The organism is Gynurincola endophyticus, from assembly GCF_003991195.1.
Lineage (GTDB): Bacteria > Bacteroidota > Bacteroidia > Chitinophagales > Chitinophagaceae > Gynurincola > Gynurincola endophyticus.
The window spans coordinates 230,116-242,617 of the sequence record NZ_RCWL01000009.1; the positions used below are offsets into that span (position 1 = coordinate 230,116).

Below are 12,502 nucleotides of genomic sequence, written 5' to 3' on the forward strand. Positions count from 1 at the left end.
ATCAGCGGCAAAAGTTCATCTGTCAAACATAGGAGCCATTAAGAGGTTCAGAAGGTTTTATAATTCTTTTATCATTCCTACAAATTTGTTAATCAGTACCGGTTCTAGCTTTAAAACTCTTCGTTGAGAAACTGATGAAGAAACATTCCCGGTAGTGATGTATTCAATCGCTTTTGCCAGGTTGTTCTCTGTAGTGTCGCCAAGCTCTTTACCGGGCTCTTCCTGCGCCGGTATATCTACCGGTATACCATCGAAATAATCACCCTGGCCCAACGCATTCTTAATATTGAATTGTGCCAGATAAACAGTAAACTGATCAATGTTTATTCCAAAAAAACCGACGGGTTTGCCATAAGTTTTTTCACCTACCAGTTTCACATTCAGGTAAGGTTTAAAACTATTGATGAGTAATTCACTGGCTGATGCCGTAGTAGCATTTACAATAAAAATAATAGTGCTTAACCGGTTCAGCTTAGAAGCACTATTAAATTTAGAGGTGTTTCCATTTATTGAAAAGTCAATATCTGCAAAGGTAGCTGCGCGGCCGTTCAAATACACTTGTTGTCCGCTTTCATCCAGATAAGGAATAGATTTAAGAATAGGCGCATTACGATTCTGCAATAATTCATTAAAATGCTCTGAATACATTACTTTTCCGGTTAGTGAAGCAGGCGCAATCTGATTAGCTATATAGGCTACTGTTTTAACATAGCCGCCTGTGTTATACCGAAGATCTATAATCAATGCTTCTATTTCTTTTGTACTAAAATGATTAAAAACCTCATCTATACGAATTTTACTGCCATCCAGCTTATTAAAAGCTGAAAAAGCCAGATACCCGATTGATTTATTTTTAATGCGCCAGGTCTCATACTGCAGAACCGGATCAGATGAATAAGTTTGTGCAATAATATTAATACTCCTTAATGAACCGTCTTCTTTTTTGAAATCACCATTAATAGAAGTCATATTGATGTAATGATTTAGATCGGAGATATGTTTTACGGGCTGTCCATTGATGGATGTTAACTGCATTCCCTTACGCACGCCGGCAGTATAAGCCGGTGAATTCTTTTCTACATAACTCACATAAACATTTTCTTCATTTACCATCATCCAGCCCAAACCCAAACCATAACTAATCTGTTGCAAACCCGTTGCAGTTTCTTGATTATTTACTGCTGACTTTTTAGTAATGTATGAATATAATGGGTGAGCATTCCCATTTCTAAACTCTCGCACGATTCCTCCCGGCCTGTCATAAGAATAGGCAGCAATTCCTTTTAAAGCCATCTGCATGTCATTGAATCCGTTGTTGGTTTGATCATATTGTCTTGGATTGAATTGCTGATACCCAGGCAATGAATGATGCCATAAGTAAGTTTCACGGGCATATAAAAACAATGAATCAAGACTTAATTGCATACGTGTGCCTTCTGCAGGAATATCCGGTGCAGCGGATTCCTTTCGGCAGGCATATATCCCCATAAATAATATGATAAAAATATATTTCACATTACGGTAGTACGATAGAGGTACCCGGATCACCATTGAATACAAAAAGATTGGCTTGTCCGTCAGCCCCGCTTCCACTCTCTACCCAAATAATCAGAATTACATTTCCGGCAGGTACATCATTCGGAATTTTGTAGCTCACAGAATGGTCGGTAAGAGATATACGCTCTGCATCAAATCCTTTCGCATAATTATTACCCGTTGAATAAACCGTTAGTTGTTGAAGTTTTATAAAATAGTCTGCAATAGGGCCGCCGGAAGTAGTGAAGTTAAAGTTAATGATTTGTCCGTTAGTAAGCGTTTGCCCCTGTTCTGTAAATGTAAAATTATAAGAAGTCTGATTGGCAAACGCATTGTCATACGTACGAATTCTGTAGGGGCCTTTAACGATGGTATTAAAACCACTAACAAGCTTAACAAAATATTGAGATTCAGGCAAATTATCTGGCAACGAAGTTTCAATGGTGGTCGAATAAATTCTGTCAAAAGGATAAACCTGTGCAGTTTCATTATTTTCTGCATTTACGAGAAATAATTTTGTCTGGCTGGTGTCAGGAATAAAAAACTTGCCTCTTAAAACCATTTTTTTATCAAAAGCAAGGAAAACAGTATCGGATAAAGAAAACTCGGGCATTGGATTATTGACAACTGTTTTAAGTGTGTATTCAGTTATGTTTCCATTTTCAGCAGTAACGCGGTATTTAAAACCGTCGGAGAATACAATTGGCACGCCTGAAGCTGGTTGAACGGTAGCATTTTTCGAAACGGTAATAGAAGGAATGATACTATCAGGAATATGTTGAAAAGTGGGCCAGTAAATCAATATTGTTCCATCAACTCCTACTACAGCTTTTACCTGGCTACCTTCATTATCAGTAACAATAAACTGTTCAATTAAGTTATAGGGTAATTTTTCTGTTTCTTTTTTACAGGCAACGAAAACAAAACCTAAGATAATGATAGAAAAAAATATATTTAAAACGTAATAACGATTCATCTTCACAAAAAATTAAAATGATGTTGGTAAGGATAAACTTTGTTAATAATATAAATTCAACCGGTGCAAGCAATTACTTACACCGGTTGATAAAAAACTATGGAGTTACAGGGCCTCCACCTTCGATCCAGTAATTACCATTGTTCCATGTTGCCGTACCTAATCCATAGGCTTGAACAACTCTGAATGCGTAAATAGAACTTCCGGGTGCTGCTGCTCTGTAAAAGAAAATTACATTTTTCGTAGCAACTACCTGACGAAGTGTTCTGTTATAATTCCACCAGCCATTAGCAGCGGGAGGATCATTATCATCATCAGTGGCTGTATTTTCACTGAAACCTGTTGGTACAGCAGTAGCATTACTGAAATCTGTAGGAGTCATTGATGTAATAGGATCATCAGTATTTAAATACCTGAAGTCATCACCTGCATTTGCCTTATATATTACTCCATTATTATATCCGTAGAAGATAATATGGTGGGTAAAAGGTAAGGTAGAGGAGCTGGTTCCGTTGATCGCATTGAAATATACTGTATCATAAGCTCCCGGTCCGGATGCAGGATTTGCATAATTTCCCACAACGGTATCGGAATAGTTAATAACTACTGCCGCTACCTCATTATTCAAAGAAAGTGATGATTCAACTTCATTACTTTTTTTACAAGAAACAATACTGATTATACTTGCTAAGAACAGCATAGTCATACCACTCTTAGTATTTAAATTAAACTTCATAGATAAAATTTTAGGTAATAAAAAATGTTTCCATAAAACCGGAAAATGCATATCATACCCGTATCCATTGTAGTTTACTATTAAATCAGACCATAGGCAGTGGGGTTTAATGATTAATAATCGGTCATTATTATTCAGCGCTGATAATAATCGAAAAATTGGCGTTAACAGGATTCCATTCGCCGAACTTAAACACAAACGGAACATTGGTGTAATTACCGGCCGGAACATCCGCCGGCAACTGCACATAAATCATTTTACGGTTTGATTTCGGCAATATGGTTAAATCATATGTATTACCATTTAGAGTCATCTGTACCGATCTCGGATCAATTAACAAGCGGCCTGAACCCGGATTAAACCCGATTTCACCACCGGGCTTTACGGTAATCGGGCTCCAAACAGAAGCTATCGTCGGGGGCCTGTATTGTATTCTTAAAGGATCTTTCACCACTTCAGTACGCCCTAAATGAGTCAGATGTATATCATATTGACCACTATCCATCTCTACCCTTAGATAGGTTCTCAACAGATAAGAATGGGGAAGGTCTCTGATAGTGGTATTCAATTCAATGGATACCGGTTTATTCAGATCAATATATGAGGTATCTTTGGTGACTTTGTTAACAAAAAACATCTCTAACGTTTCCGTACTGGTACTCATAAAGTCACCCATGATAGTCAAAAGGCTTTCCGGATAAATATTGGTGGTTGAAATAAATAAATTCATCGCCATGTCACTTTTCTGAAGCATTACCAGTTTATAGGTTCTGCTCAATCCTTCCGAAGAAATAACAGTATACGTATGTGTGGTATCTTTTACTGAAACAGGTAATATTTCTCCTTTCAGAACGGCTCCGTTTTCTAATTTTATTTCAGGATCAATTACTGACATTCCGTAGTAAAATGGAATGTATACAGTAATAGTATTATCAATATTATCTATAGCTCCAAACAATACGGTATCAGACAAATTGGTAATTTTAAATTCCAGTATTCTGTTATTCGGTTCCGGTTCATAAGCTTCGGTTTTGGTACAGGCGATTACTGCAAAAACGAACATGATCAATACAAATACATTTATCTTCTTGTTATACATTACTATACTTTTAACGGATTTCAAATTTTTTACTTCCAGCCGGTACGATTACGTATTCAAATGAAAAGAACATATGCGGCGTATTTCTAAACCATTTTTCAGGGGTAAAAACATCTTTGTAACAACTGATCATTTTTATTTTGGCATAATCACCTGTAGCCGTTTTCACCACTATTGTTCTGGGTTTTAATAACGTATTGTTTTTTAACTTCAATGAATCCCCAATTGCATACGCTACATGCATTTTATCATAACTGCCATCGCCAACAATGGTTCCTCCAAAATCATACAAGTACCACCCTACTCCTTGTCCGAAAGCGCCGGCATCATCGGTACCTACTACACCCTTTGCTGTTTTAAAAGAATTGTCGGCTGGTATATCTGTAACCTCCTCAAAAGCCTTTTCTACAATCAGTACACCGCCTATACCCGGTCCTTCATAACCGGTATTACTCCGGTCGGTTTTACTATTACCTCCAATGAAACTATTGTATAAACCACTGAACGAAATATCCCATCGAACAGTTTTTGCATAGTTGGACGGTTGTTCTTTTTTGTATTTTAGGCTGAACAGTATTTCAGCTTTTTCAACCGTTGGATTGTTGTCGTCCGTTATTGCATTCAAGTTTTCAACCCGCTGCAATTTGTAATAAGCAACTGCAGTTTGCTGGTCGTCACCGGTATCATCCGGTGGAAGGTTTTCTTTTTCACAGGAAATCAGTCCGATTAAACCTGTGAATAATATACTCCGTATAAATACTGACACGGAGTAAGAGAAGGAAAGGTTGATCTGCTTCATATCATTGTCTAAATTGTTCGAGTCGGCACCTTATTCCGGCCTGCAAACGTTTTTGCAAACACATACCACGGCTATATGATATCATCATGTAACCCATCAACTAACTGTCGGTAGTAAATGTTTACTGAACAATGTGCTTATTTATAATAACAGCACAACGTCATCAGTTTGTCAGAAAAATGGATCCGGAGAAGGATTTACGTGATGTAAAACAATTGTTTTATCATCCTGCATGTATGGTGTGTCACAGATAATTAATAACACTTGCGCTATTCTTATCTGAATGCAAGTTTAAGAAGAGGTTAATATTCGTTGGTTACGAATTCAGATTTGATTTGTATGAAATCCGGTTGAATTTGTATGCAATGTAAACAAGTGAATTAATTGAAATAAAAATCGCATATACATCACTATTAGTTATATATCACTCAGTTATGAATACCCGCGTTTAAGCATAAAAGAATCTTCTTTTATAAGAAACTGATTAACAATGATATAAAAAAATCATACACATACTTACGAAATCAGAAAAAATGAACATTTAGCTATCCTGAACATTGGTTGGATGATATTGTTGCAAGATATCTGTAATCAATTGCCCAATGTTACTTACTACCATATTAAGAACGTACAATAGGCATTGATTTTAATCAAAGTGAAATTTATTTTGATGAGATCAATAGAAAGTTAGCGGATAAATTAAACTTCACAGCCCTACTATTTATCTAAAAATGCAAGTTATTAACTCAGAAAATACAAATGAGTCAAATTATTAAAACAAAAAAGTAATTGCAGGTTACCCCGGCAATTACTTTTAATAAAATGATACCCTTTATATCATTAACTTATTACACCTGTAGCTACTATTAAATGTTTTCATTTACAATCTTCGCTACCGTATCTATTTCTTCTGTAGTATTAAAGTAGTGTGGTGAAAAACGGATAGCCCACTCCACTCCTTTCTTTTCAAAATCTATCAAAGCTGCGCGCTTATAACTTACCGAGTAATAAATATTATGCTGTTGCAAAAAACCTTCTATATCAGTCAGATTTCTTTTAGCCGTATTAAATGTAATAATACTACTCAGGTTAGTTCCTTTATCAAGAACCTGTATGGAATCATTCTCCCGTAGCAGGTTCCTAAGTCTTTGTGACAGTAATCTGTTGTATTCATGAATATTCTCCAGGCCAACATGATTGGCGTACTTAATAGCTTCTTTTAATCCCAGTAATGAAACATAAGATGTTTCCCATAATTCAAATCTTTTAGCCGTCATTTGTACGGTATATTTATCCGCGTCTATCCAGTCTGCACCACGCATGTCGAGCAACAGCGGTTCCAGTTTTCGTTGAAGTACTTTATCCGATACGTACAGTAAACCGGTACCTCTTGGGCCACGTAAGAACTTTCTCCCCGTTGCACTTAAAAAATCACACTTAATTTTTTGTACATCAACCGTTAACTGTCCAACAGACTGACAGGCATCTACCAGATACAGAACATCATACTTTTCACATAAAGTTCCGATTGCTTCTACTTGCTGAATGAGGCCGGAGTTGGTCGGAATATGCGTGACAGCCACTAACCTGGGTTGATACTTTTTTATCAATTCTTCAAAATGACTGGTATCAATATCATTTTCCTGATTATTATCGACCCGCACAATATTGATATTGAACCGTTTTTTTAATGAAAGGAAAGCAATCTGATTCGATATGTAGTCATTGTTGGTGGTTAACAGATAATCACCTGATTGAAACGGAATAGCCGAAAGAGCTTTTGCATATGCATCCGTTGCATTATAGGTAAAAGCTATATTGTTTTCTTTTGTATTTAATAATTTTGCCGCTTCTGTATAAAACTCCCGGATAAGTGCACTGCTAAATGCCTCCAACTTGTATCCTCCGATCAATTCTTCCTGCTGTAAATAATCAATCATCGTTGTTGTAACCTCCTTTGGCATCAAAGAGGCTCCTGCACTATTCAGAAAAATTTTATCATTACACCCTGCCGTATGCTGTCTGATCTGATCAATATTCATCTTGATTGTTTATTTATAAATGAGTAATGAAGGCGTTATAAATACTTTAACCAGGCATTCTGTTTATTCCGCACTTTGTAATCACGATACTTTTTACAAAGAAGATACATGATGATTATCACTATCAGCCAAACAATGTACACGCCCCATAATGGCAATCCGTTTACCCCCCTGGCCCTGCCTAAATCAAATCCGAATGCAAGGTCTTTGTAGGTATAACCCTGTGTATATAAAATTACATATTTAATAGTATGTATCACAAACCAATGAATAATATAATAAAATAGTGGTACAGAGCCATACACTTTCAATAGGTTATCTACTCTTGATGTTTTTTCTTTATCGAATAGTGTTAGTAACAAAAACATCATTCCTATAAACAAAAGGTCAAACAGTAATGAAGGCGGATATTTACTAAGATCAAAGAAAGAAAGTATAGTAAATACAGTATTTTGTTTCGTTTCCCAGGGTGTAGGATTTCCATATATGTTTGACAGTCGAAGTAATGCAAAAATCACTAATGCAAAACATCCTATCTGAATAAATATTTTTTTACGAACACTTCTTTCTTTTAAAAACAAAATACCACAACCGAAACCGGTCAACATAAGTCCTAACCAGGGCACAGGGGGATAACCGATAATCAGTATTCTGCTGCCACCTAATGGAATGGCTCCCGGCAAAACAGTGATACGGGCCATCGCTTTTATTGAATCCGGGGCAAAATCCAACAAATTGTGTAATGCTATAATGGCAATACCTATGCCCGCAATTGTTTTTGCATTGAGAGACAGTAATAGTCCAAGTATAACAAATCCGAAACCAATAGTTCCGATTACCTGAAACAAGAATGTGTTGAAATGAATATCATTAAATATTCCAAAACAGATGAGGGTGAATTCCAGAAATATCAACCAGAGTCCGCGTTTAATTAAAAAGTTACGGCTTTTAGCCAGGTTATTTTCCTTGAGAATACTAAGATAAGCTGATACGCCCGACAGAAAAACAAAAACCGGCGCGCATAAATGTGTGATCCATCTGGTAAAGAAAAGTATAGGTGTGGTGGTATTATAATCCAGCGGGTCATTTTTAGGAAAATCTATGTGGATCAGCTCTCTTGTATGATCGAGTGCCATGATAATCATTACGATTCCTCTCACTATATCAATGGTATCAATCCTTTTTTGAAGATTAGCGAACATGAATAAGGTTTTGGTTGGAGTATAGTTCGTTTCAAGCTGATAAATATATTAAATATTAGATGAGTTTGGTAAGGGTGTGAGCCTGAATATTGCAACTTTGAAAAGATGTTACCACAACAATTCTACATCAGCGTACCGGATGAAGTCTTGCGTATAACTTAATTAGCCAAAAACCAGCACACAAAAGGCTGATAATCAAAATATTACAAAACAAATCTGGCGCAGGGATATTTTTGTTTAATTACTTTGAGTCAAAATACGCTTGGTAGATCTACACAAAATCTTTGATTTACAGCCTTACAAGCTCAATTCACCTCATTCGTCTTTCAAAAGATATTCTACATTAGAACTATCCTTCTCAGCTCCTTTATTAAACTATAAACAAATCGGCCATGTTGAAAATAGTTTATCATTGGTGCTGCATTGCCGGCATCTTATTAATGGCAGGGTGTATTGATTCAAAAAAAGCCATTCTAAACTATACACCTGATCCTACTGTAAAATTTTATTTTGTAATTGACAGTACCAATGAACAAACGGTACTGAAGATTATGCCCTATGGAAATATTAATATTCCCGGAGAATGGACGCAATTTTACTATCAACCTACGCTGCATCAGCATTTTTTCAGAAATGATGATTCTACCAATATCGGAATAGCCAAAAACCCGATCAGCAGATATCCTTTTTATGATAAGAATTTTTCTTCAAAGGAGTTTGTTACCGAATATATCAAGTGGGATTTAACTTACTGGCGATTGCAGGGAATGGCTACCAGAATTTATAAGAACCAAAGTGAAAAAGGTTATGTTATATGGATGGCATTAGATCCGGAAACGAATATTTACTCGGTTCTGTTATACGGTACTAAAAATTCTTATGCTTATCATTTATCGGTATCATCGCCAAAATGGTCGGATGAACAAATGGCGGGATTCCTGACTAATCTGTTTAATAACAATTAAGTTTTTTATTGAAAGATCTTAGAATGATAAAGTAACTCCTATCTAATAAGATACGAAATGTTTTATTGCTAAACGAATATCATATTCACTTATACATATTTTATTACAAATCAATCAACCGGTTCAGGTGCCACAAAAAACGACAGGCTGTAAGTTCTGTCGTTATAAAGTAAATTAACAGATCAGATAAATCTTTTCACTTAAAAAGTATTATTCTATTCACACCGGATACAATCCGGCGCGAGGGGGCTTATTTGATTTCTGAACAAGGCTCTTCTTTATAAACTAACTTTCCATTTTTGTACAAATAGACCCACAATGTAAACTCCTCATACATTAAATCCGGGTCCATGTCTAAAGTTTTAAGAATGTCTCTCGGATAATCTAATTTTGCTATATTTTGAGAAAATCCTTTTATCTTTTCGCCCGTAAAAATCAGCCGAACTTCACTAATTATTGTATCGAATCTAAATTTTTCAATCATGATGTTTGGGTAAGTGTCGGCAATCTCAACTTGTAAAGAATCATTTCTAACGTTTAAATTTACTAACAAAAGTTTTGTTGGTTTATTAAAACATTTCTTCGCCTCAATAAATTTATTTATATGTTCTTTTAAATCGGGGACATCAAATTGCCTTTCTTTATTTATATTTTTACACGATGAAATAAATAATAATAATATTGAAATATAACTTTTCATTATTACTTATGAATTTTTTGTGAATTATAATATATCCTTTCACCAGTAGGTCCAACATAAATATTAAAATTAACTATATTCTTTCCATAACTATTTTCCACCATTTCAGCAGCCCCTCTATCACCGCCTCTTAGAATATTTGAATCAATCTGTCCACTTGGATAAAATCCTGAGGGAAAGTTAGCCTGTTTTATAGGGTGGCTATGCGATATTTCAAGTATTTTAAGGCTCGATTTTGATGCTAAATCAACTAAGTCACCCATCTCTCGAAATGACCAAACAGATGTTTCACGATGATTCGTAGACACTTTTGTTTGTGTTTCGCTACTACCCTCTTGACCTGTAGTTACAGATAACCACTCTACATCAGAATTACTTGCTACAAATTCAAAAATGTCTTTCGCTCGATTCCTATCTGACATAGGTTGAAATGAAGTTTTAGCCGGGCCTAATATCGATCCTCTAGCAGCCCTGTCAAGAATCTTTTTTTCAAAAGTCATTGTTTTTTCAGTATTCTCACTGCCGTCTATGTTTGACGCAATTAGCCGGTCTGTTTTATCACTAGTTTTTCTGATTAGTTCTATGCTTCCATCTCTTTTTAGTTGATAATCATCAGGTGGTGCCATTTCATCTTCAAACGCGTAAGGTTTATTACCATCCGGATCAATAAAGCTAATCGGATTATCAAAGGCATAATTGTATGGGCTATGCCTCCGCATCTGATCCGCTAACGGATCTACCACGCCCCACCTGCCGATCTGTGCATCATACATTCGGGCACCAAAATCTAACCACTCTAATCCACTGCCATTGCTGAACTCGTTACGCTGTTCTTCTTTGCCGTTATACTTGAACTTGTTCCCAGGATCTCCAAACCCTAAAGCCTTGCTACTGATGCCCTGCATCACCAATCCAAATGGATAATAGTGTCTTGGAAGAACTAATATAAGTTTTTATTTGGTATTGATTTCACTGTGATTCTTTCGGTGGGGTTAGCCCATTCTAATAAGGTACAATAAAAATATTGAAAAATCAAAATCGGTCATACTATATCAACGATACCATTTATCCTCTCGAAAAAAAATAACGACAGGCTTTCAAGCCTGTCGTTATTAACAATCAGATATTTTAAACTAAAAAGTATTATTTTATTTACACCGGATACAATCCGGCGCGAGGGGAGGCAGAAGAAAAGCCTATTGATATCGAATCGTCTGAAATAAATTAAGAAGTGTCGCATTCATACTAGAATCCAGATTGACTCCATAAATACTAAAAGCATTACCATCTCTTAATGCAGGTATATATAATCCAGTAATTCCTTTTCCGATTCTCTTAGGATGAACTATTTTAACTACTATATCATTAATTGTATCGTACATAAAGTAATTTTCATCAAATATTTTCTGTGCTTCATCTTCTTCTGGAAATTCTGAGAAAATCACATCATCTGATGAAGGCTCTTTACCCATCTGATTAATAATTGCATCTTTTTGATTGAAATGAAAAATTGCCGGTCCTATTTCATAAAACTTGTAAACTATATTTCTTTTACCATACTCCAGATGAAAGGTATCTCTGTTATCTGTTAAAAAAACAACATCACTATCTATACCCTCGCCCTTTATAAACATAAGGTTATCAGGACAAGAAAAAACTAATCCTCCTAAGGTATAATCAATAGTTTTTATATTTTTACATGAGCTTAATATTAAGCAAAAAAACAATACTTTTTTTATCTCTTTCATTTCTATTCTTAGTTAGTGCTTGATTTTTTTAATTTTTTCATTTCTTCTCTACTATCTTCTTGAGTTCCCATTCGGTTTTTATGAAATCCATCAGTAAGATTTTCAAACCATCCCCATAATTCTTTCTTCTGGCTGCTATTAGTATTTATATTTACTTTTTTAGGATCTTTATCAGTATTCTTATCCATAATAGTTCCAGGAGTATGACTTAGTCCTAAAATATGCCCTAGCTCATGAGTAGCAACATTATTTATATATGTACCTGAATGTAATCTTTCTACAGCACCAACATCGTCTTTTGCTATCCCTACTGGATTAATGAATCCTTCTGTGGTATTTTGTGCAGGAATATTATCTACTAAGGATATAATGTAATCAGTGCTTTTTGCTTTATCAACATCATTTACAACAGTAGCATTCAGCTGTACATCAACATTTGTCATTATACTCATATTATCCCTATTTTTTGAAGTAAAACTACCGCTAAATGCTTCACTCACTTTTTGCTGTAAGTCAATTCTATGTGCATTTCCAAAAGTGCCTTTGGAATCAACGATTGTTAAATTTATTGTTACAGAGGCATTAATAGTTATTGAACCGTCTTTATTTTTAACACGATTCAATCTCACATGAATATCATCAGGTCTCATCCCATCCGGATCAGTAAACCTAATCGGATTATCAAAGGCATAATTGTAC

The 12,502-nt window shown here is 35.4% G+C and carries 12 protein-coding genes; 1 reads left to right on the forward strand and 11 read right to left on the reverse strand.

Annotated elements, in window-relative coordinates:
• Window positions 1–57 precede the first annotated feature (57 nt).
• The 7 genes from D9O48_RS16255 to D9O48_RS16285 form a co-directional block, all read right to left on the reverse strand.
• On the reverse strand, window positions 58–1,515 hold the full coding sequence (locus D9O48_RS16255; protein ID WP_126974039.1) for a S41 family peptidase: 1,458 nt from the start codon (window positions 1,513–1,515) through the stop codon (window positions 58–60).
• Between the two features lies 1 nt (window position 1,516).
• Window positions 1,517–2,512, reverse strand: coding sequence for a hypothetical protein (locus D9O48_RS16260; protein ID WP_126974040.1), 996 nt, complete (start codon window positions 2,510–2,512; stop codon window positions 1,517–1,519).
• 97 nt (window positions 2,513–2,609) lie between these two features.
• Window positions 2,610–3,248, reverse strand: coding sequence for a hypothetical protein (locus D9O48_RS16265; RefSeq protein WP_126974041.1), 639 nt, complete (start codon window positions 3,246–3,248; stop codon window positions 2,610–2,612).
• Window positions 3,249–3,378: 130 nt separating this feature from the next.
• The gene (locus tag D9O48_RS16270; protein WP_126974042.1) at window positions 3,379–4,347 is read right to left on the reverse strand and encodes a hypothetical protein; all 969 of its coding nucleotides are present in this window, start codon (window positions 4,345–4,347) and stop codon (window positions 3,379–3,381) included.
• A 10-nt stretch (window positions 4,348–4,357) separates the two neighbouring features.
• Window positions 4,358–5,146, reverse strand: a complete 789-nt coding sequence (locus tag D9O48_RS16275; protein ID WP_126974043.1) for an HmuY family protein — start codon at window positions 5,144–5,146, stop codon at window positions 4,358–4,360.
• 866 nt (window positions 5,147–6,012) lie between these two features.
• A complete protein-coding gene (locus D9O48_RS16280; RefSeq protein ID WP_126974044.1) occupies window positions 6,013–7,188 on the reverse strand; it encodes an aminotransferase class V-fold PLP-dependent enzyme in 1,176 nt (391 codons plus the stop codon).
• Between the two features lie 35 nt (window positions 7,189–7,223).
• Window positions 7,224–8,390, reverse strand: a complete 1,167-nt coding sequence (locus D9O48_RS16285) for a DUF1624 domain-containing protein (protein ID WP_126974045.1) — start codon at window positions 8,388–8,390, stop codon at window positions 7,224–7,226.
• A 392-nt stretch (window positions 8,391–8,782) separates the two neighbouring features.
• Between D9O48_RS16285 and D9O48_RS16290 the strand changes: the two genes are divergently transcribed.
• Window positions 8,783–9,355 (forward strand): hypothetical protein, encoded by a 573-nt coding sequence (locus D9O48_RS16290; RefSeq protein ID WP_126974046.1) that lies wholly within the window; start codon window positions 8,783–8,785, stop codon window positions 9,353–9,355.
• A 250-nt stretch (window positions 9,356–9,605) separates the two neighbouring features.
• Here the strand turns inward: D9O48_RS16290 and D9O48_RS16295 are convergent, their stop codons facing one another.
• From D9O48_RS16295 to D9O48_RS16310, 4 genes are all read right to left on the reverse strand, one after another.
• Window positions 9,606–10,055 carry a hypothetical protein gene (locus D9O48_RS16295; protein ID WP_126974047.1) on the reverse strand — a complete coding sequence of 150 codons (450 nt, stop codon included), beginning with the start codon at window positions 10,053–10,055 and terminating at the stop codon, window positions 9,606–9,608.
• Window positions 10,056–10,057: 2 nt separating this feature from the next.
• Window positions 10,058–11,002 carry an RHS repeat-associated core domain-containing protein gene (locus tag D9O48_RS16300; RefSeq protein ID WP_262707393.1) on the reverse strand — a complete coding sequence of 315 codons (945 nt, stop codon included), beginning with the start codon at window positions 11,000–11,002 and terminating at the stop codon, window positions 10,058–10,060.
• Between the two features lie 249 nt (window positions 11,003–11,251).
• A complete protein-coding gene (locus D9O48_RS16305) occupies window positions 11,252–11,803 on the reverse strand; it encodes a hypothetical protein (protein WP_126974049.1) in 552 nt (183 codons plus the stop codon).
• A gap of 8 nt (window positions 11,804–11,811) precedes the next feature.
• On the reverse strand, window positions 11,812–12,502 hold a 691-nt coding region (locus D9O48_RS16310), incomplete at its 5' end, for a matrixin family metalloprotease (RefSeq protein ID WP_126974050.1).